The 22,683-nt window shown below is 66.2% G+C and carries 22 protein-coding genes; 8 read left to right on the top strand and 14 right to left on the bottom strand.

Going from position 1 to position 22,683, the window contains the following annotated elements; genetic code table 11:
* The first annotated feature begins 319 nt into the window (after positions 1–319).
* Positions 320–1,327, top strand: coding sequence for a transporter (locus AC1D1F_RS15115; protein WP_477696857.1), 1,008 nt, complete (start codon positions 320–322; stop codon positions 1,325–1,327).
* A 15-nt stretch (positions 1,328–1,342) separates the two neighbouring features.
* Here the strand turns inward: AC1D1F_RS15115 and AC1D1F_RS15110 are convergent, their stop codons facing one another.
* From AC1D1F_RS15110 to AC1D1F_RS15100, 3 genes are read right to left on the bottom strand one after another with little or no spacing between them, the layout of a single operon-like run.
* Positions 1,343–2,035: an RraA family protein gene (locus tag AC1D1F_RS15110; protein WP_477678833.1), complete on the bottom strand. Its 693-nt coding sequence runs from the start codon at positions 2,033–2,035 to the stop codon at positions 1,343–1,345.
* A 2-nt stretch (positions 2,036–2,037) separates the two neighbouring features.
* Positions 2,038–3,015 (bottom strand): Bug family tripartite tricarboxylate transporter substrate binding protein, encoded by a 978-nt coding sequence (locus AC1D1F_RS15105; RefSeq protein ID WP_477678834.1) that lies wholly within the window; start codon positions 3,013–3,015, stop codon positions 2,038–2,040.
* A 58-nt stretch (positions 3,016–3,073) separates the two neighbouring features.
* Positions 3,074–4,279, bottom strand: a complete 1,206-nt coding sequence (locus AC1D1F_RS15100) for a pyridoxal phosphate-dependent aminotransferase (protein WP_477696856.1) — start codon at positions 4,277–4,279, stop codon at positions 3,074–3,076.
* On the opposite strand from AC1D1F_RS15100, the gene AC1D1F_RS15095 reads away from it, so the two are divergent.
* Complete coding sequence (locus tag AC1D1F_RS15095) at positions 4,278–4,415, top strand: hypothetical protein (RefSeq protein WP_477696855.1); 138 nt, start codon at positions 4,278–4,280, stop codon at positions 4,413–4,415. The two genes, AC1D1F_RS15100 and AC1D1F_RS15095, sit on opposite strands and share 2 nt — an antisense overlap.
* Complete coding sequence (locus tag AC1D1F_RS15090) at positions 4,412–5,344, top strand: LysR family transcriptional regulator (protein WP_477678835.1); 933 nt, start codon at positions 4,412–4,414, stop codon at positions 5,342–5,344. The genes AC1D1F_RS15095 and AC1D1F_RS15090 overlap by 4 nt, the downstream gene beginning before the upstream one ends.
* An 8-nt stretch (positions 5,345–5,352) precedes the next feature.
* On the opposite strand, the gene AC1D1F_RS15085 is transcribed toward AC1D1F_RS15090, so the two are convergent.
* Positions 5,353–6,057 (bottom strand): Crp/Fnr family transcriptional regulator, encoded by a 705-nt coding sequence (locus AC1D1F_RS15085; RefSeq protein WP_477678836.1) that lies wholly within the window; start codon positions 6,055–6,057, stop codon positions 5,353–5,355.
* A 144-nt stretch (positions 6,058–6,201) separates the two neighbouring features.
* On the opposite strand from AC1D1F_RS15085, the gene AC1D1F_RS15080 reads away from it, so the two are divergent.
* Positions 6,202–6,957, top strand: coding sequence for a nitroreductase (locus tag AC1D1F_RS15080; protein WP_477696858.1), 756 nt, complete (start codon positions 6,202–6,204; stop codon positions 6,955–6,957).
* Positions 6,958–7,101: 144 nt separating this feature from the next.
* Complete coding sequence (locus AC1D1F_RS15075) at positions 7,102–11,397, top strand: Lhr family helicase (RefSeq protein ID WP_477696854.1); 4,296 nt, start codon at positions 7,102–7,104, stop codon at positions 11,395–11,397.
* A 25-nt stretch (positions 11,398–11,422) separates the two neighbouring features.
* On the opposite strand, the gene AC1D1F_RS15070 is transcribed toward AC1D1F_RS15075, so the two are convergent.
* On the bottom strand, positions 11,423–11,656 hold the full coding sequence (locus AC1D1F_RS15070; protein WP_477675073.1) for a hypothetical protein: 234 nt from the start codon (positions 11,654–11,656) through the stop codon (positions 11,423–11,425).
* Between the two features lie 28 nt (positions 11,657–11,684).
* Positions 11,685–12,629, bottom strand: a complete 945-nt coding sequence (locus AC1D1F_RS15065; RefSeq protein WP_477675074.1) for a LysR family transcriptional regulator — start codon at positions 12,627–12,629, stop codon at positions 11,685–11,687.
* Between the two features lie 147 nt (positions 12,630–12,776).
* Here AC1D1F_RS15065 and AC1D1F_RS15060 point away from each other — a divergent pair, with 147 nt between their 5' ends.
* Positions 12,777–13,175, top strand: coding sequence for a RidA family protein (locus AC1D1F_RS15060; RefSeq protein ID WP_477675075.1), 399 nt, complete (start codon positions 12,777–12,779; stop codon positions 13,173–13,175).
* A gap of 11 nt (positions 13,176–13,186) precedes the next feature.
* Here the strand turns inward: AC1D1F_RS15060 and AC1D1F_RS15055 are convergent, their stop codons facing one another.
* The 6 genes from AC1D1F_RS15055 to AC1D1F_RS15030 form a co-directional block, all read right to left on the bottom strand.
* Complete coding sequence (locus AC1D1F_RS15055) at positions 13,187–14,158, bottom strand: Bug family tripartite tricarboxylate transporter substrate binding protein (protein ID WP_477675076.1); 972 nt, start codon at positions 14,156–14,158, stop codon at positions 13,187–13,189.
* A gap of 25 nt (positions 14,159–14,183) precedes the next feature.
* Positions 14,184–14,966 (bottom strand): FadR/GntR family transcriptional regulator, encoded by a 783-nt coding sequence (locus tag AC1D1F_RS15050; protein ID WP_477696852.1) that lies wholly within the window; start codon positions 14,964–14,966, stop codon positions 14,184–14,186.
* Between the two features lie 88 nt (positions 14,967–15,054).
* Entirely contained in the window at positions 15,055–16,257 is a 1,203-nt protein-coding gene (locus AC1D1F_RS15045) for a mandelate racemase/muconate lactonizing enzyme family protein (protein WP_477696851.1), read from the bottom strand.
* Between the two features lie 54 nt (positions 16,258–16,311).
* A complete protein-coding gene (locus AC1D1F_RS15040; RefSeq protein WP_477675079.1) occupies positions 16,312–17,670 on the bottom strand; it encodes a TRAP transporter large permease in 1,359 nt (452 codons plus the stop codon).
* The gene (locus AC1D1F_RS15035; protein ID WP_477675080.1) at positions 17,661–18,155 is read right to left on the bottom strand and encodes a TRAP transporter small permease; all 495 of its coding nucleotides are present in this window, start codon (positions 18,153–18,155) and stop codon (positions 17,661–17,663) included. The genes AC1D1F_RS15040 and AC1D1F_RS15035 overlap by 10 nt, the downstream gene beginning before the upstream one ends.
* Before the next feature lie 79 nt (positions 18,156–18,234).
* A complete protein-coding gene (locus AC1D1F_RS15030; protein WP_477675081.1) occupies positions 18,235–19,215 on the bottom strand; it encodes a TRAP transporter substrate-binding protein in 981 nt (326 codons plus the stop codon).
* A gap of 227 nt (positions 19,216–19,442) precedes the next feature.
* Here AC1D1F_RS15030 and AC1D1F_RS15025 point away from each other — a divergent pair, with 227 nt between their 5' ends.
* Positions 19,443–20,369, top strand: a complete 927-nt coding sequence (locus tag AC1D1F_RS15025; RefSeq protein WP_477696850.1) for a dihydrodipicolinate synthase family protein — start codon at positions 19,443–19,445, stop codon at positions 20,367–20,369.
* Between the two features lie 8 nt (positions 20,370–20,377).
* A complete protein-coding gene (locus AC1D1F_RS15020; protein WP_477696849.1) occupies positions 20,378–21,280 on the top strand; it encodes an aldose epimerase family protein in 903 nt (300 codons plus the stop codon).
* Positions 21,281–21,305: 25 nt separating this feature from the next.
* On the opposite strand, the gene AC1D1F_RS15015 is transcribed toward AC1D1F_RS15020, so the two are convergent.
* Both AC1D1F_RS15015 and AC1D1F_RS15010 read right to left on the bottom strand, forming a co-directional pair.
* On the bottom strand, positions 21,306–21,713 hold the full coding sequence (locus AC1D1F_RS15015) for a nuclear transport factor 2 family protein (RefSeq protein WP_477675084.1): 408 nt from the start codon (positions 21,711–21,713) through the stop codon (positions 21,306–21,308).
* A gap of 4 nt (positions 21,714–21,717) precedes the next feature.
* Entirely contained in the window at positions 21,718–22,617 is a 900-nt protein-coding gene (locus AC1D1F_RS15010) for an MBL fold metallo-hydrolase (protein ID WP_477675085.1), read from the bottom strand.
* Positions 22,618–22,683 lie beyond the last annotated feature (66 nt).

Below are 22,683 nucleotides of genomic sequence, written 5' to 3'. Positions count from 1 at the left end.
GTTTGCGCGAGACCCCGCCGTAGTCGAGCACCGCAGGTTGCCCGAAGCGAAGCGTAGGGACCCAGACTGCGGGTCGCCTTTTCTTTGGTGACTTTCTTTTGGCGAAGCAAAAGAAAGTTACTTGCCGCCGGGCAACCCCCGGCCAGCAGGTCTCAGCAAAAGACAAGGGGAGCGCGCAAGGCCGGCGCAAGACCCGGCCAAAACCAGCCACCACCGCCAGCCGTCACTGAACCGTCACAAACAAGCGACAAACTGTGGGACCTCTCCCGGAAGCCGTTCCCGCTCCGCCACTGACCTCAAGCCCCTCCCCTTCCCCTGAATGGACATCACCTACGGCGCCGACAAGACCGGCCTGCTCTGCGGCTACCGCTTTGAAAACGACGCGCCCGGCGTGCCGGTGGACTTGCTGGAGGCGGCGGCCTGGCTCAGGAGCGAGGCGCCCAAGGGGAAGTCCGATTTTGTCTGGCTGCACTTCAACCTCAGCGATGCGGTGGCGGAGGCCAGCATACGCAAGCACCTGAACGCGGTGCCGGAGTTTTTCGAGGCACTGCATGAGGGCTCGCGCTCCACGCGCATCGAGGACGCGCACGACACACTGATCGCGGTGGTCAACGACGTGGCCTACGAGTTCGCCTTCGACCCGGCCGAGATGGCCAGCCTGTGGCTCAACGTGGGGCCGCACATGGCGCTGAGCGCGCGCTCGCACCCGCTGCGCTCCATAGACCGCCTGCGTGACTCGGTGAAGAACGGCAAGAAGCCGCTGGAGTCCTCGGTGTCATTCCTGAACCACCTGTTGCGCGAACAGGGTGACGTGCTGGTGCGCATCGTGCGCGACGCGACGGTGCAGGTGGACGTGGTGGAAGACAAATTCCTGGTGGGCCGGCTGCACAACCGCCGCGCCGACCTGGGCAAGCTGCGCCGCGTGCTGGTGCGGCTGCAGCGCCTGCTGGCGCCCGAGCCCGGCGCGCTGTTTCGCCTGCTGCGCCTGCCGCCGCCCTGGGTCAGCGAGCGCGACCTTGAAGAGCTGCGCCAGGCCACCGAGGAGTTTTCATTGACCATACGCGACATGTCGGAGCTCAAGGAACGCATCAAGCTGCTGCAGGAAGAAATCGCCGCGCAAGTCAGCGAGGAAACCAACCGCAGCGTCTTCGTCCTGACCATGGTGACGGTGCTGGCCCTGCCGATCAACATCGTGGCCGGCCTGCTGGGCATGAACGTGGGCGGCATCCCGCTGGCCCAGCATCCCCACGGCTTCATGGTGATCGTCGCGATCATCGGCGTCTTCACGGCCTTCGCGGCCTGGTACGTCTACCGGCAGAAGCAATAGGCGGGCGAAGCGGCTTTACAGCGTCTCGCCCTCGCGCAGCACACCGGCGCTGCGCAGCGCGGCATCCAGCCAGGGCGCGCTGGTCTGGCCCTGGGCGATGCCGGCGATGCGTTTGGCCTCGTCGGCGACTTTTTTCTCGGCCAACGGCAGCAGCGCAGCGATGCGTTCGCGCTCCACAACCACCACGCCGTCGGCGTCGGCCGTCACAAAATCACCGGGCCGCACCGTGACGCCGCCGGCGCTCACGGGATGGTTGATGCGCCCCGCGATGTTTTTGGTCGGCCCGTTCGGGTTGGTGCCCACCGAGAACACCGGAAAGCCGATGCCGCGCAGCTCCAGGCTGTCGCGCACCGCGCCGTCGATGACCACGCCGGCCAGCCCCAGTTTGCGGCAGGCACTGATCATGATCTCGCCCATCAGGGCGCTGGTCTGGTCGGCCTTGGCGTCCACCACCAGCACGTCGCCGGGTTGGGCCAGCGCCATCGCGGCATGGATCATCAGGTTGTCGCCGGGCCTCACCTCGACGGTGACGGCCGTGCCGGCGCATTTCATGGACGGGTCCAGGGCGGTGATGCGGCCGTGCATCGCGCCGCGCCGGCCGGCCACATCGGCCAGGATGGCGGGCTGGAAGCGCGCGGCGCTGGCGACCACTTCGGCCGGGAGGCGTTCGAAGCCGCGGATGATGTCGGGCACAGGGGTGGTGCTCATGCTCAATCCGCCTTGACGTTGGATTCTTTGATGACGGCGCCCCACTTGCGTTTGTCGGCCACCAGGAATTCGCGGAACTTTTGCGGCGTGCTGCCGACCGGCTCCAGGCCGTCCTGGATCAGGCGTTTCGAAATCTCGGGCATGGCCAGCACCTTGGCGACCTCGCGCTGCATGCGCTCGATGGCGGCGGCGGGCGTGCCCTTGGCCGCGCACAGCCCGGTCCAGGTCACGGGGTCGAAGCCGGGGATTCCCGACTCGGCCACGGTGGGCACATCGGGCAGCGCCGGCAGCCTGCGCGGGCTGGCCACGGCCAGGATGCGCAGCTTGCCGGACTGCGCGTAAGGCATGGAGCTCACCGGCTGGTCGAAGATCATGGACACCTGCCCGGCCAGCAGGTCGGTCATGGCCTGGCCCGTGCCTTTGTAGGGAACGTGGACGATGTCGATGCCGGCGCGCGCCTTCAGCATCTCGCCGGCCAGGTGGCCGCCCGTGCCGTTGCCCGAGGACGCGAAATTGATGATGCCGGGTTTGGCCTTGGCGTAGGCGACCAGTTCCTTCACGTCCTTGACCGGCAAGGCGGCGTTCACCAGCAACAGGTAAGGCGCGTTGGCGATCTGGGTGACGGGAAGCAGGTCGGTCTCGGGGTTGAAGGGCGCCTTGATCAGGTGCGGCTGGATAGACAGCGTGCCGGTGGTGCACATCATCAGCGTATGGCCGTCCGCCGGGGCGCTGAGCATCGCGGAGGCCGCGATATTGCCGCCCGCGCCGGGCTTGTTGTCGATGACCACCTGCTGGCCCAAACCTTCCGACAGCTTCGGCGCGATCAGGCGCGCCACGATGTCATTGGAGCCGCCCGGCGAAAAACCGACCAGGATGCGGATCGGCTTGCTCGGGAAGGCGTCCGAGGCCAGGGCGCCGGTGGACAGCGAGGCGATGGCCGCGAGCAGCGGCATCAGCTTCAGGAATGTTCTCAGGTTCATAAAACGTCCATTCAGGGAAGTGGCAGGAGAAAAATCGGAAGGGTGGCCGGCGTGCCGATCAACGGCCCAGCTGCTCGCGGGCCTGCGCGATGCGGCGGCAGCCCTCCAGCAGGTGTTCGGTGCTGGCGGCGAAGGACAGCCGAAAGTGCGTGGGCACGCCGTAGGCGCTGCCTTGCAAAGCCGCCAGGTTTTGCGCATCGAGCAAATGCATGATCCAGTCGTCGCTGGTCGTTATGCGCGCACCGCTCGGCGTGCGCAGGCCGAACAGCGCCTCGCACGAGGCGAACACATAAAAAGCGCCTTCGGGTGCATGGCAGCGTATGCCGTCGATTTTGTTGAGCGCGGCCACGACGTCATCGCGCCGCTGCTGGAACACGCCCCGGTTCACGGCGATGAAATCCTGCGGCCCTGCCAGCGCGGCCACGGCCGCGGCCTGGCCTATGGAACTCGCGCCCGAGGTGCTTTGCGACTGCAGTTTGACCATGGCCTTGATCAGCGCGGCCGGCCCTGCCCCGTAGCCTATGCGCCAGCCCGTCATCGCGTAAGCCTTGGAGACGCCGTTGATGGTCAGGATGCGGTCTTTGAGTTCGGGCGCGGCCTGCGCCAGGGTGGCGAACTCGCGGCCGTCGTAAATCAGGTGTTCGTAGATGTCGTCGGTCATGACCCAGACATGGGGATGGCGATTCAACACCTGCGCGAGCGCCACGAGTTCATCACGGGTGTAGGTGGCGCCGCTGGGGTTGTTGGGCGAATTGAGGACCAGCCAGCGCGTCTTCGGCGTGATGGCGCGTTCCAGGACTTCGGGCTGCAGTTTGAATCCTTTGACTGCGGGGCAATCCACAAACACTGGCACGCCGTCGGCCAGCAGCGCGATGTCGGGATAGGACACCCAGTAGGGCGCGGGCACGATCACCTCGTCGCCGGCCTCCAGCGTGCACATCAGCGCGTTGAAGATCACCTGCTTGGCACCAGTGCCGACGATGATTTCATTGACGCCATAGTCCAGGCCGTTTTCAGCCTTGAACTTTTGCGACACCGCTTCCCTGAGTTCGGGCGTGCCGCCGACGTCGGTGTAGCGCGTCTTGCCGGCGGCCATGGCGCGCGTTGCGGCTTCCTTGATGTGCTCCGGCGTTTCAAAATCCGGCTCACCCGCCGTCAGGCCGACGATGTCGCGCCCCTGGGCGCGCAGCTCCCGGGCGCGCTGGCCGGCCATGGAGCTGGGCGAAGGTTTGATGCGGTTGAGGCGGCTGGCGAGTTGGATCATGGGAAAGAAGTTCGTGCCTGTTGTGCTGCGGCCAAGTTTCCGGCACGGCCGGCAAATCGCCAAACGAGTATTCGGCGCGGACAGCTATTCCTTTTTTTCCTGGCGCCCGGTGCTGCGCTACAGTGGCGGGGAATGAACCTCACCTTCAAACAGCTCGAGGCCTTTTTCTTCAGCGCGAAGCTGCAGAGCTTCAGCGCCGCGGCCGTGAAGCTTCACACCACCCAGTCGGCGATCTCCAAACGCCTGGCGGAACTCGAGGACGTGCTGGGCGCGCCGGTGCTGCACCGCAAGTCCAAAGGGCTGGAACTCACGCCGGTGGGGCGGCGCCTGCTGCCGCTGGCCGAGGAGACGCTCAGGCTCAGGCTGCGCATAGAGACTGAGGTCAGCGTCGACCAGACCCTGGAGGGCACCTTCCGCATCGGCGTGACCGAGCTGATCGCGCTGACCTGGCTCACGGGTTTCATCAAGCGACTGCAGGAGCTGCACCCCAAGCTCATGCTCGAGCCCGTGGTCGACGCGGGCCTGCACCTGTTCCAGAGCCTGGAATCGCACAAGATAGACCTGGCCATCATGCCCGGCGTCTACTGGGGCAAGCAGTTCACCACGGTCAAGGTGGCGCAGGTCGAGGACCTCTGGATGGCCAGCCCCAGCCTCAAAATGCCTAAGCGCGCGCTCAAGCCCGAGGAGTTCGCGCGCTACCCGGTGCTGGAGCAGTCAACCGGCGCGGCGAAGAACAAGTTTTACGAGGCCTGGCTGGCACAGCACGGCTTCAGGTTCAACAAGGTGTTTGCCACCAACAGCACCACCGTGCTCAGGGAGCTGACCATCAGCGGCTTCGGCATCAGCCAGATGGCCCTGGAGTACATGCAGCCGGACATCGACAAGGGCTTGCTGCGCATCGTGCGCAGCGACCCCATGCCGCCGCCCATGGTGTACAGCGCGGTCTACCACAGCGACAACTTCAGCCCCGCGATGGACAGGGTGGTCCAGCTGGCCATCGCGAGCTGCGATTTTTCGCGCCGCTCCAGCCTGCATGAGAAAACCGCGAAGGGCGCGGCGGCCTGACCCGGGTGTTACGCCCCGAGCGCGAATTTTTTCAGGCCCTCGAGGTCCACCACCTCGATCGATCCGTATTGCACCTTGATCAGGCCGGCGCTTTCGAGTTCATGCAGCGCACGGTAGGCGGTCTGCCTCACCATGCCGGTCAGCCGGCCTATCTCTTCCTGGGAAATATCTATGCGCAGCTGTGTGTTCGGGTACAGCTGCGGGTTGAAGAGTTCGGCCAGGCAATAGGCCACCCGGGTGTTCACGTCGCCCAGGCGCAGGCCTTCGACCAGCGCCACGTAGTAGCCCAGGCGGGCGTTGAGCTGGTCTATCAGCCAGCGGCTGAAGGAATGGCTGTTGTCCAGCAGCCAGAGAAAGGTGGCCCGGGGCACAAAGGCCACCGTGCTGTCGCGGATGGCAACGACGGCATAGGGTCGCGGCTCGCCCTTGAGGACTGCGCCTTCGCCGAACCAGGCGCCGCCGGGAACGCCGGCAAACGTCGTGGCCCGGCCATCGGCTGAGACCGTGTCGACCTTGACCAGGCCCTCCACGACGGCCAGCCAGTGTTCGGACGGTGATTCGCGCAGGCATACCGTCGCCCCGGCCGTGAACGTGCGGCTCACCGCGTCGCCGCAGACGCGGTCGAACTGGTCCTGGGTCAGCCCCTTGCGCCAGGGAGAAGATTCAAGGAAGTCGAGCAGCTTGCCGCGTTGGTCTGCCTGGTGCGCATTCATGTCGTGGGAACCCCTGGCAAGTGTGACAAGTAAGGATGGCAATACTAACCAGCAACGGCCGCGCCGCCAAATGTCATCCGGAGAACATTCAGATCGCCTCGCTTCTTCGACAATTTTCTTTTGCCTGGACAGACGAGCATGACTATGGATACAAGCCGCCGGATGGCCTCACCACCCAGCCTCCCGACCGAGGTGTTGCGCAGCGCCGTCGACTGGGCGCTGGTGAGCCGCCGCGCCACGCGCGCCTTCCTGCCGACACCGGTGCCGCGCGCCGAGGTGGAGGCCATCCTGGATGTGGCGCGGCACTGCGCTTCCGGGGTCAACACCCAGCCCTGGCATGTGCATGTGCTCATGGGCGACGCGAAGCAGCGCCTCAGCGACGCGATCCTGCGGGTCTACGACGACCCGTCGCTGGCGGCCCAGCTCGACGAGCCCTACGACTACTACCCGCAAGCGTGGGTTGCGCCCTATATCGACAGGCGGCGCAAAGTGGGCTGGGACCTGTACGGCCTGCTCGGCATCCAGAAAACCGACAAGCCAGGCATGCACGCCCAGCACGGCCGCAACTACCGTTTTTTCGGCGCGCCGGTCGGGCTGATGTTCACCGTGGACAAGGGCATGGGGCGCGGCAGCCTGATCGACTACGGCATGTTTCTGCAAAGCATCATGGTCGCCGCGCGGGCACGCGGGCTTGATACCTGCCCGCAGGCGGCCTTCACGCCGTTTCACCGCATCATTGCCAGGGAGCTGGCGATTCCGGAGCAGCAGATGTTTGTCTGCGGCATGAGCCTGGGTTACGCCGACCCGAGCCGCATCGAGAACTCGCTGGTGACCGGGCGCGAGCCGGTCGGCGGCTTCACCACCTTTCATGACACCCTGAACACGGAGACAGCGCCATGAGTACAAACGCCTGCGCCTAGGCAGGCTGACCGGATAAGGCGGGATGGTCGGGGTGCTCCTTCCGCGCACGGCGTACCCCTGCTTCAGGGCAGGGCTCTGCGAAACCCACCCCTGCGCCGGGCCGAAAACCCCGAAAATACCCGGGTGTCCCAGCTCCCGTTCCACCCGGCCGTTTCCGCCTGGCTAGAAGGCCGGTTCGGCCGCGCCACCGAGGTCCAGGCCCAGGCCTGGGCCGTGACCTCGCAGCGCCGCCACGCGCTGATCGCCGCGCCCACGGGCTCGGGCAAGACGCTGGCGGCCTTTCTGTCGGCGATTGACGAGCTGGTGCGGGAAGGCCTGGACAAAGGCCTTTCCGATGAAGTCCACGTGCTGTATGTGTCGCCGCTGAAGGCGCTGTCCAACGACATCCGCAAGAACCTGGAAGAACCGCTGGCCGGCATCCAGGCCGGGCTGGCCGCGATGGGCCTGCCCGATCCCGGCATACGCGCGGCGGTGCGCACAGGCGACACGCCTGCGGCCGAGCGCGAGCGCATGCGCCGCGCGCCGCCGCACATCCTGGTGACCACGCCGGAGTCGCTGTACATCCTGCTGAGTTCCGACTCGGGCCGCGCGATGCTGAAGTCGGTCAAAAGCGTGATCGTCGACGAGCTGCACGCGGTGGCCGGCGTCAAGCGCGGCTCGCACCTGATGCTGTCGCTGGAACGGCTGGAGGCGCTGTGCGAAACACCCCCGGTGCGCATAGGCCTGTCGGCCACCGTGAAGCCGCTTGACGAGATGGCGCGCTTCCTGATCGGCCAGCGCAGTGAGCCCGTGGAAATCATTGATGCCGGCCACGTGCGCGAGCGTGACCTCGCGATCGAGATGCCACGCTCGCCGCTGACCGCGGTGATGCCGATTGAAGTCTGGGATGAGCTATACGACCGGCTCACCGAGCTGGTGGCCCAGCACCGCACGACGCTGATCTTCGTCAACCAGCGCCGCATCGCCGAACGCGTGGCGCGCCACCTGGCCGAGCGGCTGGGTGAGGAGCATGTGACCGCCCACCACGGCAGCCTGGCGCGCGAACACCGCCTGAACGCGGAGCAGCGGCTCAAGCAGGGCGAGCTCAAGGCGCTGGTGGCCACCAGCTCGCTGGAGCTGGGCATCGACATCGGCGACATCGACCTGGTGTGCCAGATCGGCTCGCCGCGCGCGATCAATGCCTTGCTGCAGCGCGTGGGCCGCGCCGGGCACGCCATAGGCGCGATTCCCAAGGGGCGGCTGTTTCCGCTGGCGCTCGACGACCTGCTGGAATGCACCGCCCTGCTGGCCGCGGTGGACCGCGGCGAGCTGGACCGCATCCGCGTGCCGGCCAAGCCGCTGGACGCGCTGGCGCAGCACGTCATCGCCGAGACCGCCTGCCGCGAATGGCCGCTGGACGCGCTCTACGACTGCCTGCGGCGCGCGCAGCCCTACCGCGAGCTCACGCTGCATGAGTTTGAGCAGGTGGTGCAGATGCTGGCCGACGGCTACAGCACGCGCCGGGGCCGGCGCGGCGCCTACCTGCACTACGACGCCGTCAACCGCATGCTGCGCGCGCGCCGCGGCGCGCGCATGGCGGCCGTCACCAATGCGGGCGTGATCCCGGACCAGTTCGACTACGAGGTGGTGCTGCTGCCGGACGGGCACCGCGTGGGCACGCTCAACGAGGACTTCGCCTTCGAGAGCCTGCCGGGCGACATCTTCCAGCTCGGCAACGCGTCTTACCGCATCGCCAAGGTGGAGACCGGCAAGGTGTTGGTGGAGGACGCCCGGGGGCAGCCGCCGTCCATGCCCTTCTGGCTCGGCGAGAGCCTGGGCCGCACCGACGAACTCAGCGAGGCGGTGTCGCGCGTCTGCGAGACCGCCGACAGGCTGCTCGACGACGGCGTGCAGGCCTGCGAGCGCTGGCTGCGCGAAGACCTGCGCCTGCCCGCCGCCGCGGCGCAGCAGCTCGCGCTCTACCTGGCGGCCTCGAAGGCCGCGCTCGGCGTGTTGCCCAGCCGGCGCCACATCGTGTTCGAGCGCTTCTTCGACGAGGTGGGCGACACCCACCTGGTGATCCATTCGCCTTACGGTTCACGCATCAACAAGGCCTGGGGCCTGGCGCTGCGCAAACGCATGTGCCGCAAGTTCAACTTCGAGCTGCAGGCCAGCGCGCTGGAGGACAGCATCGTGCTGTCGCTGGGGCCCACGCACAGCTTCGCGCTGGAAGAACTGCGGCACTACCTGAAGACGGCCAGCGCGCGCGAGGTGCTGGTGCAGGCGCTGCTGGACGCGCCCATGTTCGGCACGCGCTGGCGCTGGAATGCCACCGCCTCGCTCGCGGTGCGCCGCATGAACGGCGGCCGCAAGGTGCCGCCGCAGTTCCAGCGCTCCGACGCGGAAGACCTGCTGACGGTGGTGTTCCCGGACCAGCTCGCCTGCGCCGAGAACCTGGTCGGTGAACGCGAGATTCCCGAGCACCCGCTGGTGGCGCAGACGCTGCACGACTGCCTGAACGAGACCATGGACGCCGACGGTTTTGTGCGGCTGCTGGCCGGCATCGAGGCCGGCGAGGTGCACATCAGCACGCGCGACCTGGCCACGCCCTCCCCGCTGGCGCATGCCATCCTGAACGCCCGGCCCTATGCCTTCCTGGACGGCGGCGCGGCGGAGGAGCGGCGCACCAAGGCGGTCAGCACCCGGCCGCTGATGGACCCGCAGACGGCCGAAGACATGGGCAAGCTCGACCCGCAGGTGATCGCGCAGGTCCGCGAGGACGCCAAGCCCGACATCCGCAGCGCCGACGAGCTGCACGATGCGCTGGTGGTGCATGGCTTCCTCACCATCGATGAAGCGCCGTTTCCCGAGTTCATTGCATCACTTGCACAGCAGCAGCGCATCGGCCGGCTCGGCCTTCCGGCGGGTGGACAAATCTACGTCGCGGCGGAACGCCTGCACGAGTTCCGCGCCGTCTTCCCGGACGCGGCGCTGTCGCCAGCCATCACACCGACCTCAAGCGCGCAGCCCGAAGCCGATGCGGCGCTGCGCGAGATCCTGCGTGGACGCCTGGACCTGCTGGGCCCCGTGACGGCGCAGGCACTGGGCGCGCCGCTCGAGATGAGCGCCGACGCCGTTCTGCCGGCCTTGCTACAGCTCGAAGCCGAAGGCGCGGTGATGCGCGGCGCCTTCACCGCCGCCGGCGCGCAGGAGTGGTGCGACCGGCGCCTGCTGGCGCGCATACACCGCGGCACACGCGAGAAACTGCGCGCCGAGTTCCAGCCGGTGCCGCCGGCGCAGTTCATGCGTTTCCTGTTCCGCTGGCATCAACTGGGCAGCAGCGAGGGTGGCGGAGAAGGTGGCGAAAGCGACGAGCGCCGCGAAGGCGAAGGCGGGCTGGCCGAGGTGCTGCGCCAGCTTGAAGGTTATGCGGCGCCGGCCGCGGCCTGGGAAGAGGAACTGCTGGCGGCGCGCGTCAGCCACTACCAGCCCGCCATGCTGGACAAGCTTTGCGCCGTGGGCCGCGTGGCCTGGTGGCGGCCGGTGGACGCCGGCGATGCGGCGGGCCGCAAGACGGGGCCTGTGCGCGGCACGCCGGTGCTGCTGTGCGAGCGCGACGCCCTGCCCCACTGGCAGCAGGCGGCCGGCGCGGCGGCGGCAAGCGATGGCACGGCGGGCGCTGAGCCGGTGCTGTCCAGCGCCGCGCGCCAGGTGCTCGAAGTGTTGCGCACACACGGGGCCAGCTTTTTTGCGGACTTGCGGCATGACGCGCGATTGCTGGGCACCCAGGCCGAACAGGCACTGGCCGAGCTGGTCGCGCACGGCCTGGCCACGTCTGATTCATTCGCCGGGCTGCGCGCGCTGGTGATGCCGGAAGACAAACGCAACAAGCTGCGGCGCAGGCCCGGCGCACTGGACCCGATGGAAGATGCGGGTCGCTGGTCGCTGACGCGGCGGCCCCGGCCGGTGGAAGCCGCGCCGGGCGCGCTGGCCGAACCGCATGTGGAGCACATCGCGCGCGTGCTGCTGCGCCGCTACGGTGTGGTGTTCCGCAAGCTGCTGGAACGCGAGGACGGGCTGCCGCCGTGGCGCGAACTGTTCTACGTGCTGCGCCGGCTGGAGGCGCGCGGCGAGGTGCGCGGGGGCCGATTTGTCAGCGGCTTTTCGGGCGAGCAGTTCGCGCTGCCGGAAGCCGCCACGGCCCTGCGCAGGATTGCGAAGGAGCCGGGAGGCGAGCGCGTCGCCATCTCGGCCGTCGACCCCTTGAACCTCGCCGGCATCCTGACGCCGGGCGACAAAGTGCCACGCCTGCCCGGCAACCGCCTGCTCTTCGAAGCCGGCGTGCCGGTGGCCGTGCAGTGCGGCGGCGAGGTCCGCTACCTGCGGGAACTCGATGCGGGCGCGCAGTGGGAGATAAAGAAGCTGCTGGTTCGCCGCTAGCGCGCCACAGCTGTTGGCCCAGCGCTCAGGGCAGCTCCGCCTCAAAGCGCTCCAGCTCTTCCTCAAGCGTGCCGCGGCGGCTGAAATCCCGCCCACCCTGGCCGTACCAGTATTCGGCGTTCCCAAGGTCGCCCTCCTGGACATGCAGGATGCCGTGCAGCCAGGCGGCCGTCTGAGATTCATCACTTTGCACGAGGGTGTGCGCCTCATCCCAGCGCCCCGAGCGAATATGCAGCAGGGCTTGGCGAAGAATGTCCATCGAAAGCTCCTTGAATGAATGATTTGATTTAACGAGGTGCCCGTGTCTTGCCAACCGGCGGGCCGGCGACGGGCGCATGCCGCGCCATCAGTTCGGCCACCCACTCGATGAACACCCGCAGCTTGGCGCTGACATGCCGGTTTGGCGGGAAGGCCACATACAGGGGCATGGGATCCAGGCGCCAGTCCCCGAACAAGGGCCGCAGCTCGCCGCGAAGCACATGCTCCCTGGCCATATAGTCCGGCAGCCACAGGATGCCCAGGCCCGCCAGGCCGGCCGCGAGGTAGGCGTTGCCGTCGTCGAAGGCGAACAGGTGGCGGCCCTGCACCTTGAGGCTCTCGCCGCCCTTGTGCATGGCGTAGGGAAAGGCCTTGCCGGTGCGCGCCCACAGAAAGCCGACGATGCGGTGCTCCGTGTCCTCAAGCTCCCGCGGGTGCGCGGGCGTGCCGGCGCGCGCCAGGTAGTCCGGTGCGGCGTAAACCCCGAGCTGCAGGTCGCCCACTTTGCGGGCCACCAGCGACTGGTCACTCAGTTCGCCGCCGCGCACCACGCAGTCGACGTTGTCGGCGATCACGTCCACCATGCGGTCGCTGACGCCCATGTCGAGCTGGATCTCGGGGTAGCGCGCGTGGAAGGCCGGCAGGGCCGGCACCAGGATCAGGCGGGCCAGGGGGCTGGGCACGTCGACCCGCAGCCGGCCCCGAGGCGAGGCTGAGGCGCCGGACAGGCTGGTCTCGGCATCGTCCACGTCGGCCAGCACGCGCAACACGCGTTCATAGTAGGCCGCGCCATCGGCAGTGACCTTGACCTGGCGTGTGGTGCGGTTGAGCAGTTTCACACGCAGCCGTGCCTCCAGCTGCTGCACCAGCTGCGTCACGCTGGTCTTGCTCATGTGCAGCGTCTCGGCCGCCCGGGTGAAGCTGCCCGCTTCCACGACGCGGGCGAAGGCCTGCATGGCATCGAAACGGTCCATCTCTATCCCATAGTTGTCGATTGTTTGGATTCTACGAACAGTGATGGACAGGCTTGCCTGTTTATCTGAAAGACCCGGCGGCCTACAGTCTCTTCATCGTCAACCCCGGGCCGGCTTGGCCTGATTTTTTGCATGAAGGAGATTGAGATGGCACAACGTGACGTGGTGTTTCCGCCCGGGCGCCGGGCACTTTATGAACGCAACCGTTATTCACCGGCGCTGAAGTCCAACGGCTTCCTGTTCGTGTCGGGCCAGGTCGGTAGCCGCGAGGACGGCTCGCCCGAGCCCGACCTGCAGGCGCAGGTGCGGCTGGCGTTCGACAACTTGAACGCCATCCTGAAAGCCGCGGGATCCAGCTTCGACGACGTCGTGGATGTCACCGTGTTCATGGTGGACCCGCAATCGACCTTCGAGACTATCTGGAAGGTGGTGCCGGACTACTGGGGCCAGGCGCCGCATCCCACGCTGACCGCCGTTGGCGTGACCTGGCTTTATGGTTTCCAGTTCGAGATCAAGGTGATTGCGAAGCTGCCGGAAGGCCGGTGACGCTGCGCCGCTCAATCCCCCTTGATTCCCTGGGAGCGGATCAATTCGGCCCAGCGTTTGTACTCCACCTCGATGTGCCGGCCCAGCAGTTCGGGCGTTCCGCCGGCGGGTGTGATGCCCATGCCGCGCAGCTGCCGCACCACCTCGGCCTGTTCCAGCGCCCGGTTGAAAGCGGTGTTCAGCCGGCGTATCACCGGCTCGGGCGTTCCGGCCGGCGCGGCGAAGGCATACCAGGGCTCGATGACGAAGCCGGCGTAGCCGAGTTCTTCCATGGTGGGCACGTCCGGCAGGTTCGGGGAGCGGGCCTTGCCCGTCACGGCCAGCGCGCGCACCTTGCCCTGCTTGATGAAGGGCAGGATGGAGGGCTCGTTGTCGAAGAACATCTGCACATGGCCGCCGATCAGGTCGGTGATGGCCGGCCCGGAGCCTTTGTAGGGCACATGCGTCAAGCTGACCGCGGCCATCTTCTTGAGCAGTTCGCCGCTCAGGTGGTTGGAGGCGCCAACCCCGGATGAGGCATAGGACATCGGCTTGCGCCTGGCCTGCTCCAGAAGTTCCTTGACGGACTTGATGCCGGTGTCGTTGCCGACGGTCAGCACGTTGATGGATGCGCCGACCAGGATGACGGGCGCCATGTCCTTGAACAGGTCGTAGCCAACATTCTTGTACAGGCTGGGGTTGATGGCGCAGCTGCCGATGCTGCACTGGACCAGCGTGTAGCCGTCCGCCGGCGATTTCAGGGCCGATGCCGTGCCCACGCTGCCCGCCGCGCCGGCACGGTTGTCCACCACCACGGGCTGGCCGAGGTCCTGGGAGGCCGCGTTCGCCAGCATGCGGCCCACAAGGTCGCTGGCGCCGCCCGGCGGCACGGGCACCACGAGTTTTACCGGGTGCGACGGGAAGGCCTGCGCCGACGCCGGCGTGGCGAGAAAGGCGCCCATGCAGGCAAGAGGGAGCGCGATGAGGATGCTGCGGACGGTCATGGAAACTCCAGGAGCGGGATGCGGGTCAGGGCAGCGGCGTTCCCTCGAAAATGCGCCGCTTTGCGTTCAGGATGTGCAGGCGCGTCGTTTCGGCCGCGTCAACGGGCGAACGGCGCCTGATGGCGTCGATGATGGCTTCGTGTTCGGCCTGGAGGATGCGAACCCGTTCGATGCTTTTTTTCACCGACACGTTGCGGGCCAGTTCCATGAATTGCCGGATGGGCGCGACGCCGTTGCGGACCGCGTTCACAAAAAACGGGTTGTGCGAAGCCCGGGCGATGGCCATGTGAAAGATGACGTCTTCCTCTATCCCGGGCAGGCCCTGCTCCATGGCGGCGTTCTGGGCATCGAAGCCCGCCGCTATGGCCTGCAGGTCGTCCGCATCGCGGAACTCCGCGGCCGCCGCCGCCGCGCCGGCTTCCACACAGGTTCGGAACTCGTAGTAGCGCTCGATGTCGGCCAGGTTCCGGATGGGCGGCAGGGTCGACACCGGGGACCCGGGGGCGCGCAGCACCTGGCTGCCCGAGCCGCGCCTGGATTCGATGATGCCGTCCGCACGCAACCGCGACAGCGCCACGCGCACGGTCGGCCGGGACACGCCGAACTGCGTGGCCAGCTCGCTTTCGGCCGGCAAGCGGCGCGAATCGGCAAAGTCGCCGCGCAGGATCGCCTCCACCATGCGGGCGTAGATCTGGTCGGGCAGCGACGCGGAACTTCCGTCGTCGAGCAAGGAAGCCGCCATGAGCCTGGGCGCTGCGACGGCGCCTGGCGCCAGGGGCGCTTTTTTTTCGGTGGTGGAGGTGACCATTTAGGGCATTCCCTGGGTAAGCATGAGAGGGGCAGGAAGGGGTGCTTGCATGGTAACGCCCAGTCGGCCGGCGCTGCGGAAAATGCCGTCAGAGGACACTGCTGCGGACCGTCACGTCGGGGCGTTGCAGCAATGCCGGGGACAGCCGTGTTCCCAGGCCGGGCCTTGCGGGCAATGTGGCGAACCCGTCGCGGACAAGGGGCAGCTCGGTCACGAGGTCGCGGTACCAGCCGGACAAATAGGCGCGCACCACCTCCTGCAGGACGACGTTGGGCGTACTCATCGCGACGTGCAGGGACGCGGCCAGCACGACGGGGCCGGTGCAGTCGTGCGGCGCCACCGGCTTGTGGAAAGCCTGGGCCAGCGCCGCGATCTTCTTGGCCTCCGAAATGCCGCCGACCCAGCTGAGGTCCAGCATCACGTAGTCCACCGCGTTGTTCTTCAGCAGCTGGATGAAAGGCTGGCGCGTGGCCAGGGTCTCGCTCGCGCAGACCGGGATGCGGGTGCGCGAACGGTACTCGGCGATGGTGTCCAGGTTGCTCATCTGGATCGGGTCTTCAGCCCAGTAGGGCTTGAACTCCTCCAGGGCATGCGCGATGCGGACCGCCATGGGCAGGTTCCACATCGAGTGGAACTCGACCATGATGTCCATTTCATCACCCACTGCGCGCCGGATCTCCCGGAACGGATGGAGCGCGGTTTCCAGGTCTTTCGCTGAAATCGCCTGCCCCCGGCTGGCCAGCGCAAAGGGGTCGAAAGGCCAGATCTTCATGGCCTTGTAGCCTTCCGAGAGCAGGCTTTCGGCCAGCTGCGCGGGGCGCTTGACGAAGGCCTCCTGGTCTTCGTAGGGCCCTTCCGCGGGAAGCTCGGCCGTCCCCCCCGTGACCACGCGGCGCTGGCTGGCCTTGTTGTAGGTGTAGCCGGCGCAGGTGTTGTAGACGGGCACCTGCTCGCGGACCACGCCGCCGAGCAATTGGTACAGGGGCTGCCCGGTTTCCTGCCCCAGCAGGTCCCAGAGGGCGATGTCGACGGCGGAGGCGGCCCGGGTTTCGACACCGCTGCCGGAAAACCCGATGTAGCCGTGCAGGAGGTGGTGGTTGTGGGCCTCGATCGCCAGCGGGTCCTTCCCCAGCAGGTAGGGCGCCGTCAGTTCGTGGATCTGCGCCTGCACCGCCTGCGCGCCGCGGAAAGTTTCTCCCAGGCCGACAAGGCCGGTGTCCGTATGGATCTGGACCCAGACGATGTTCGGGTAGCCGGCCGCCAGGATCGTGTCGACTTGTGTGATCTTCATGGGATGTGCGGGTGTTTATGTGAAGCGGATCCGGGATTGTGTTCCGATACGGGCTCAGTAGACCGGCGCGCCCTTGATGAGCGAGGGAATCCAGGTGGAGAACCACGGGACATAGGTCACAACGGCCATGACCGCGAACAGCGCTCCATAGAAAGGCAGGATGGTCTTCATGACCTGCTCGATGGAGACCCCGCCGATGGCGCAGCCGACAAACTGTGTCCCGCCCACGGGCGGCGTGTTCAGGCCCAGCGCGCAATTGAGCAGCATGACCACGCCGAACTGCACCGGCCCCATTCCCATCTGCAGCGCGATCGGCAGGAACAGGGGCGTGCAGATCAGGATGGTCGCCGCCATGTCCATGAAGGTGCCCAGCAGGAACAGCAGCAGGTTGATCAGGAAAAACATCACGTAAGGATTGGTCGTGGTGCTCAGCAGCATCTGCGCCGTCTTGTCCGGGATCTCCAGGATGACCATGATGTACTGCAGCATCGTGCTCACGCCGATCAGCAGCAGGATCACGCCGGTGGTCTTGGCCGCCTTTGCCGCCGCCTTCATCAGGGTGTGCCAGGACATCGAGCGGTAAACGAGCAGCGTCAGCAGCAGTGAATAGGTCACGGCGATTCCCGCGGCTTCCGTGGCGGTCGTGATGCCGAGCAGGATGCAGCCGAGGATGATGGCGATCACGAACATGCCGGGCATGGCGGCGACAAACGAGGTCCACACCGCCCTCCATCCGGGAAACTTGTCGAGCGCCGACGACCCATCCGCGCGAATCGGGAAACCTTTTCTGCGCGCCACCCAGTAGGCCGCCAGCAGCATGCAGGCCATGAGCACGATGACCGGCAGCAGGCCGGCGAACATCAGGTCGCCGATGGACACGCCCTTGCTCATGACATTCGGGCCGGCCAGCATGCCGGTGGTGCTGGAAGCGGCGAAGGCATAAATGATCATGTTGTGCGAGGTCGGCATCAGGGCGCCCGCCAGCGATGCGTGGGTGGTCACATTGACCGCATAGTCGGCGCTGTAGCCCTCCTTCTTCATCATGGGGATCATCACGCCGCCCATGGCGGAGACGTCGGCCGTGGGAGACCCCGAGACGCCGCCGAAGATGGTGCATGCCACGACGTTCGACATGCCGAGCCCGCCGCGCCAGTGGCCGACCATGTTGCGCGCGAAGGTCACGATCTTCTCGGCGATGCCGCCGTGGAGCATCAGTTCACCGGAGAAGATGAAGAACGGGATCGCCAGGAAGGAGAACACGTTCATGCCGGAGATCATGTTCTGGATCGCCAGTTCCAGGGGGAAGCCTTCGACCCAGAACGCCGACAGGCAGCTCAGGGCAATGGCGACCGCGACGGGCATGCCCAGCACGAGGAAGAGCACGAAGGTCACGCAAAGTACGGTCAGTGCCATGACGGGATCACCTCCTGGTGGGTCGCCGATGCCATCAGGTGCTCTATCGAGAACAGGATCACGAGCACGCCGGCGAAGACGCAGGGAATGTAGCGCCACGACTCCGTGATCCCGATCGCGGTGATCTTGTTGGGAAAGACCGATACCGCCATCTGGAAGCCTCCCCAGATCAGCGCGGTGCCGAAGGCGATGGTCAGCGCGCCGTTGAAATGGCCGACCCAGTACTGCACCGGTTTGGGCAGCAGGCCGACCAGGGACTCCATGCCGATGTGGCCCTCGTCCCGGATGCCGGCGGCGGCGCCGAACAAGGCGACGTTGATGACCAGCAGCAGGGCGATCTGCTCGGACCAGGCGGGTGCGTCGTTCAGGCCGTAACGCCAGATAACCGATCCGAGGACCGTCGCGACGATGCCGAACAGGCACGCGATCGCGAAGTACAAAGCCCAGCGTGAGAGCCTCGCGTTGACAATGGAAAGCCACTTCATAGGGAAACTTTTTGGAGATGCGCGACGGGTCGCGGGAAAGGTGCGAGGCCGGCTGCGATGCCGGGTTGCCGACCGGGCTTTACTTCGTGTTGACGATTTTCTCGAGCAGCGCCTTGAGCTCAGGGGTGTTGGCGTATTTGTCCCAGACGGCCCGCTGCGTGGCGACGAAGGCCTTGTGGTCGATGTCCGCGGGCTCCACGAAGGTGACGCCGCTCTTCTTCAGCGACTTCTTCGATTCGTCCATCTTGGCCGTCCACAGCTGCACATAAAAGGGCACCGAATCCTTGGCCGCCTTGCGGACGACGGCCTGGTCCTCTTTGGACAGCGTGTCCCAGATCTTTTTGGAGAAGATCAGCATCTCGGGAACCATGACGTGTTGCGTCTCGCTGAAAACAGGCGCGGCCTCGAAGTGCTTGGCCGTCTCATAGGACGGATAGTTGTTTTCCGCCGCGTCGACCAGCCCGGTTTTCAGTCCCGTGTAGAGCTCCGCGTAAGGCAGCGGCATGGGGCTGGCCCCCATAGCCTGCATCATCGTGAGCCACATGTCGGCCGGCTGCACGCGCACCTTCATGCCTTTCAGGTCGGCGGGCGTGCGTATCGGCTTTTTGGCGTAGAACGAGCGGGATCCCGCTTCGTAAGTGGACAGCGCGACAAATCCGACCTTTTCGAACGATGCCAGCAGCTCATCGCCCACCGGGCCGTACATCACCTTGCGGAAATGCTGGATGTCGCGAAAGACAAAGGGCAGGTTGGGGATCACGGTCTCGGGCAGCATCTGGTTCATGTCGGACGCGCTGATCCATGTCATGTCGATGGCGCCGATCTTGACCTGCTCGATCGCATCCTTCGCGGAGCCCAGCGTGCTGCTGCCGTACACCTTGACGCCGTACTTGCCCTTGGTCGCGGCGGAGATCTGCTCCCCCATGTGTTTCATGGCCAGGGAGGCCGGATAGTCGACGGGGTGGACGATCGCCCCGCGAAAATCGCGGGCCTGCACACCGGCCACCGCCAGCGCGCTTGCCACAACCAGAACTGCCTTGCCAGCCACTCTTTGCCACATGTCATGTCTCCTGTTCATTAGAAAAGCCGCGCCGGAGCCCCATCTTTTTGACGCGCAAACGACGTGGCGGGCCGGCCATGGAAGCGGATTCTGTCATACAGCATTTAAGTTGTATATCAAATTTGATCAGCGTAAACCCGAGTTTCTGGATGTTTTCAGCGAAAAACTGGCGATTCACTCGAATACATGTCATACAATTTTATATTTGCATAACAACTTTTAGCGCCATGAACATTTCGCCCATCACCTGGCATGAGTTCGCCGACTCGGTCCTCGCCGTCCCTCCCCTGGCCCGGAAAGCGGACTTGTCGCTAGACGTGGAACAGAACCGTGCGCTGATCCGGCATATTGAACATGGCGGCTTGCGCACGCTGCTGTATGGCGGCAATGCCAACCTGTACCACGTGTCCCTGCACGAATACGAAGCCTTGCTGGCGATGCTGGCCGAGTGCACATCCGATGCCACCCGGGTGATCCCGGCGATAGGGCCCGACTTCGGAAAGATGACGGACCAGGCGCGCATTCTTCGCCGCACGAACTACAGGACGGCCATGGTGCTGCCGACGGAAAACGTGGTGACGCCGGAAGGCTTCGCGGACGGCATCTCCAGGGTGGTCGACCTCCTCGGCATGCCGGTCACGCTCTATCTCAAGAACGAACGAAGCATAGGCATCGAGGCGCTGGGAAAACTCGTGGACGGCGGGCAGGTGCTGGTGGTGAAGTACGCGGTCGTGCGCCCAGACCCCGCGGGCGATGACTACCTCAGCCGGATGATCGCGCGCCTGTCGCCGCAGCGGATCGTGAGCGGCATGGGCGAAAGACCGACCCTGGAGCACGTGGCGCGACTGGGCCTGGCCTCCTACACGACCGGGTCGGGCTGCATCGCGCCGGCCGCATGCCGGCATTTTTTCCAGGCGCTGAAGTCCGCCGACAGCGTTGCGGCCGGACGGATTTACGAACGCTTCATGCCGCTGGAGACACTGCGCGACGAGATTTCGCTGATCCGCGTCCTGCACGATGCCGTCAGCCTCTCGGGAATCTCGGACATGGGCCCGCATCTTCCGCTGCTGAGCGCGTCGCCGGCTTCGCGCATGGCGGAGATCGCAAGGGCCGCCAGGGATTTGCGGGCCTTTGACCGGCAGTTCAGCGCGTAGGCCAGCCCATGACGGTTGGCGCCGAGCGCTGTGAAATCCGGTCCGGGCAGTTGAGCGCGAGCTTCGACGCGGCGGCCGGCGGGCGCTTGTCGCGCCTGCAATGGCGCCGACCCTCAGGCGAGCTGTTCGACGTGGTGGTGCCCATGACCACGGGCCTGCAGGGCGTTCACTGGCCCAAGGCGGGCGCCTACCCGCTCGTCCCCTACAGCAACCGGATTGCGAATGGGCGCCTGCAGTTTCGCGGCGCCGACTACACGCTGGAGCCGCACCCCGACGCGCTGCCCCATACCTTGCACGGCGGCGCGCACCTGCTGCCGTGGCGGCAGCGCAGCGCGACCGGCTCTGAAGTTGTCCTGGAAACACTCTCCCAAGCCGGGCCCGCGTGGCCATGGACCTTCCACGCCAGGCAATGCTTTAGCGTGTCGGCCAACGAACTGAAACTTGAAATGGCCGTGCGGAACATGGGCGGCACGGCAATGCCGGCCGGCCTGGGATGGCACCCCTACTTCGGTTGCGAGGAAGCGGTTTCCCTGCACCACACGGCGCGTGAACGATGGCCGCATGACGGGCAATTCGTGACGGCCGGCCGCGCCCAGGCCCTCCCGTCCGACTGGGAGTCGCCCGTGCGGCTGGATGCGCAAGCCCGGGATGCCTACCTCGGCCGCTGGGGCCAGGCCCTCGAGCTTCGCTATCGCACGGGCGTGTGTATCCGCCTGAGTGCGGAGCCCCTCTTCGAGCACCTGGTGGTTCACCGCCCTGCCACGGGGCGCTATGTCTGTGTCGAACCCACCAGCCACGTCGCGAACGGCTTCAACCTTGCCGCGGCCGGCATCCCGGGCACCGGCCTGCGGATACTGGAGCCGGGCGAAGAACTCTGCGGCTCGCTCCGGATAACGCTTTCGGAAACCTGAAATCCGGAGACCGCCCTGAGATGGCTCAACCGGCCTTATCGGCCTCAGCCATCGCCCGGTGAACCAGCAGCGTGTCCGTGAACTGCTCGAAGGCCACGACCTTGCCGTCCCGCAGCTGCCAGACGTGGGCCACGCGGGCCTGCATGTTCTTTCCCGTGGCGCGGTAAGTGCCGTGGTAGCTGCCCACACCGATGATGTGCTCACCGGCGTCGATGAGGTTTTGCAGTTCGAAACGATAGCCGATCCAGTCCCGGCCCAGCACGGCAAAGACGTTGTCGGCCACCGCTTGCGGCCCGACCCAGGTGCCCGCGCAGGGAAAGCCCGCCATCTCGGTCCAGCGCACCTGGGGCGAGACATGGGCCATCATCTTGTCGATGTTGCCCTCAGCCGAGGCCGCGTAGTGGACGCTGACGATGTCGAGATTCGACATCATGGCTTCAGCCCCATTTCATCTCGCCCTTGGCGACCTTGGCGCCGATCTGCAACGCCACGCCCATGCCGGCGTTCGGGTAGCGCCGGGTCATGGCCGCGATGAGGGCGCCGCTGTCGGCGGACTTGGCCAGCACTTCCTCGAAAGCCACGAGGTAGTCGCGGGTGTATTGGATCGCGCTGGCATCCACCGCCGCCGTGACCGCCATGTGGCCGGGAACCACCACGGCGGGTTTGCGCGCGGCCATGGCGTCAAGCGTCTTCACCCATGCGGCGCGGGCCTCGGCGCCCTGTGTGTCGGCGGTCCACACATGGACGCCGGAGAACAGCAGCACGCCGCCGAAGATGGCGTTCAGCGAAGGCACCCAGATGTAGCGGCGGTTGGCCAGGCCGTCGGCATCGACGATCTCGATGGCCTGGCCTTCCAGGGTGAGGCTGCGGCCGTCAAAGGCTTCAGGCATCACGATGTCCGCCAGCGCCTGTGGGCCGTTCTCCTTGAGCTGCGGGCCCCAGGTCGCCAGCTTCTTTTCCACGTTGCCCTTGATGGCCGCGATCGTGGCCGGTGCCGCGATCACCTTGGCGTCGGGAAACGCCGCCTTGATGGGCGCGAGGCTGAAGTAGTAGTCAGGATCGCTCTGGCTGATGTAAATCGTCGTCAGCTTTTTGCCGGTGGCCTTGATGGCCTCGGCCAGGGCCTTGCCGTCGGGAAGCGTGAAGCCTCCGTCGATCAGGACGGCCTCGCGGTCGCCGGAGATCAGTACCGGGGCACGGAAAAATCCGTGTTCGCCGGCGGAGAAATGTTTCCAGGTCAGTTGGGTATTGGCAGCCATAGCGTCTTTCACTCCTAGGATGGCCGTCGCGACAGCCGCGCCGGCTACAGTTTTGATTGCTTCTCTTCGTGTTGTCATGGTTTTTTCCTTCTTTCTTCTCTAACAGTTAACTCAAAAGGGACTGCGGGGATGGGGCTGCCCCGG

The organism is Polaromonas sp. P1_H6, assembly GCF_056405195.1.
This window is presented reverse-complemented; position numbering and strand designations above follow the sequence as displayed.

Bases quoted from the DNA above. Each gene is read 5' to 3' on its own strand.
- AC1D1F_RS15115 (WP_477696857.1), top strand. From the start codon at position 320: ATGGACATCACCTACGGCGCCGACAAGACCGGCCTGCTCTGCGGCTAC.
- AC1D1F_RS15110 (WP_477678833.1), bottom strand. From the start codon at position 2,035: ATGAGCACCACCCCTGTGCCCGACATCATCCGCGGCTTCGAACGCCTC.
- AC1D1F_RS15105 (WP_477678834.1), bottom strand. From the start codon at position 3,015: ATGAACCTGAGAACATTCCTGAAGCTGATGCCGCTGCTCGCGGCCATC.
- AC1D1F_RS15095 (WP_477696855.1), top strand. From the start codon at position 4,278: ATGGGAAAGAAGTTCGTGCCTGTTGTGCTGCGGCCAAGTTTCCGGCAC.
- AC1D1F_RS15100 (WP_477696856.1), bottom strand. From the start codon at position 4,279: ATGATCCAACTCGCCAGCCGCCTCAACCGCATCAAACCTTCGCCCAGC.
- AC1D1F_RS15090 (WP_477678835.1), top strand. From the start codon at position 4,412: ATGAACCTCACCTTCAAACAGCTCGAGGCCTTTTTCTTCAGCGCGAAG.
- AC1D1F_RS15085 (WP_477678836.1), bottom strand. From the start codon at position 6,057: ATGAATGCGCACCAGGCAGACCAACGCGGCAAGCTGCTCGACTTCCTT.
- AC1D1F_RS15080 (WP_477696858.1), top strand. From the start codon at position 6,202: ATGGATACAAGCCGCCGGATGGCCTCACCACCCAGCCTCCCGACCGAG.
- AC1D1F_RS15070 (WP_477675073.1), bottom strand. From the start codon at position 11,656: ATGGACATTCTTCGCCAAGCCCTGCTGCATATTCGCTCGGGGCGCTGG.
- AC1D1F_RS15065 (WP_477675074.1), bottom strand. From the start codon at position 12,629: ATGGACCGTTTCGATGCCATGCAGGCCTTCGCCCGCGTCGTGGAAGCG.
- AC1D1F_RS15060 (WP_477675075.1), top strand. From the start codon at position 12,777: ATGGCACAACGTGACGTGGTGTTTCCGCCCGGGCGCCGGGCACTTTAT.
- AC1D1F_RS15055 (WP_477675076.1), bottom strand. From the start codon at position 14,158: ATGACCGTCCGCAGCATCCTCATCGCGCTCCCTCTTGCCTGCATGGGC.
- AC1D1F_RS15050 (WP_477696852.1), bottom strand. From the start codon at position 14,966: ATGGTCACCTCCACCACCGAAAAAAAAGCGCCCCTGGCGCCAGGCGCC.
- AC1D1F_RS15045 (WP_477696851.1), bottom strand. From the start codon at position 16,257: ATGAAGATCACACAAGTCGACACGATCCTGGCGGCCGGCTACCCGAAC.
- AC1D1F_RS15040 (WP_477675079.1), bottom strand. From the start codon at position 17,670: ATGGCACTGACCGTACTTTGCGTGACCTTCGTGCTCTTCCTCGTGCTG.
- AC1D1F_RS15035 (WP_477675080.1), bottom strand. From the start codon at position 18,155: ATGAAGTGGCTTTCCATTGTCAACGCGAGGCTCTCACGCTGGGCTTTG.
- AC1D1F_RS15030 (WP_477675081.1), bottom strand. From the start codon at position 19,215: ATGTGGCAAAGAGTGGCTGGCAAGGCAGTTCTGGTTGTGGCAAGCGCG.
- AC1D1F_RS15025 (WP_477696850.1), top strand. From the start codon at position 19,443: ATGAACATTTCGCCCATCACCTGGCATGAGTTCGCCGACTCGGTCCTC.
- AC1D1F_RS15020 (WP_477696849.1), top strand. From the start codon at position 20,378: ATGACGGTTGGCGCCGAGCGCTGTGAAATCCGGTCCGGGCAGTTGAGC.
- AC1D1F_RS15015 (WP_477675084.1), bottom strand. From the start codon at position 21,713: ATGATGTCGAATCTCGACATCGTCAGCGTCCACTACGCGGCCTCGGCT.
- AC1D1F_RS15010 (WP_477675085.1), bottom strand. From the start codon at position 22,617: ATGACAACACGAAGAGAAGCAATCAAAACTGTAGCCGGCGCGGCTGTC.